2 protein-coding genes are annotated in these 1,003 nt (G+C 44.0%); both read left to right on the forward strand.

The annotated features are described in order from the left end of the window. On the forward strand, positions 1–383 hold a 383-nt coding region (locus ACRCZA_RS15540), incomplete at its 5' end, for a PilN domain-containing protein (RefSeq protein ID WP_438675299.1). After that, positions 380–1,003: type 4a pilus biogenesis protein PilO (locus tag ACRCZA_RS15545; RefSeq protein ID WP_438675300.1), on the forward strand; the 624-nt coding region annotated here is incomplete at its 3' end. The genes ACRCZA_RS15540 and ACRCZA_RS15545, both read left to right, overlap by 4 nt.

The raw sequence follows: 1,003 nt of genomic DNA on the forward strand, positions 1-1,003 counted from the left end.
TTGCCGAGATTAAAAAAATTACCGAGCGTAAAAAAGACATTGAGCGGCGCACAGAGATTATTCTTAATTTGCAGCAATCAAGAAATTTACCTACCCACGTATTAGATGAACTAGTGCGTATTGTGCCGCCGGGGATCTATCTTTCCAGTTTAGAGAAAAAGGGCAGTTTATTGCTGATTGAAGGGCGCAGTGAATCGAACAACAACGTCGCTAATATGATGCGTAAGGTAAAAGCGTCTGAGTGGTTAACCGATCCCAATATGCAATCTATCGTCACGCAAAATGATGATCTAAGGCAATTACAACAGTTTAGTCTGAGGGTCACCATTAAAGGTGGTGCTACCGATGAGCCGGCTAAAACGGCGCAAGGAGCGAGTAAATGAAGCTCGATCTCAGTCAGTTTAATGATATTGATTTTGAAAACATTGGCGGTTGGCCGAGCCAAGTAAAAATTTTTTTCGCTGCCTTATTGGTGTTGTGTGTGTTTGTCGCCGGCTATGCACTGGTGATTGCCGATGCGGTGGATGTGTATTCTGCTGAGCAAAACAAAGAAGTGCAGCTTAGGGAAGACTTTAAAAATAAATACCAATTAGCCGCTAACCTTAAATTGTACCGTGAGCAGTTAGCAATTATGGAAGAGCAGTTCGCCGAACTGCTAAAAATGTTGCCCTCTGAAAATGAAATGCCGGGGTTACTCGACGACTTAACCTTTGCCGCAACCGATGCCGGCCTGAGGATCAAGAGTTTGAACTGGGAGCCTGAAATACAGCGGGATTTTTACATTGAGTTTCCAATAAAAATGTCGGTGACTGGTGATTATCATCAGATTGGCAATATGGTCAGTGGCGTGGCCAAATTACCACGGATTGTTAGTTTGCATGATTTCACCATTAAGCGTGATGAAGCTGGGAATTTAGCCATGGACATTCTGGCTAAAACCTATCGCTTTAAAGAAGGCGCGGAGTTGCCCCCGGAAAATGCCGCGCAAAATAAGGGGGAGAAA

The sequence above is a fragment of the Shewanella sp. genome (genome assembly GCF_051658185.1).
In the GTDB taxonomy this organism is placed as follows: Bacteria; Pseudomonadota; Gammaproteobacteria; order Enterobacterales; family Shewanellaceae; genus Shewanella.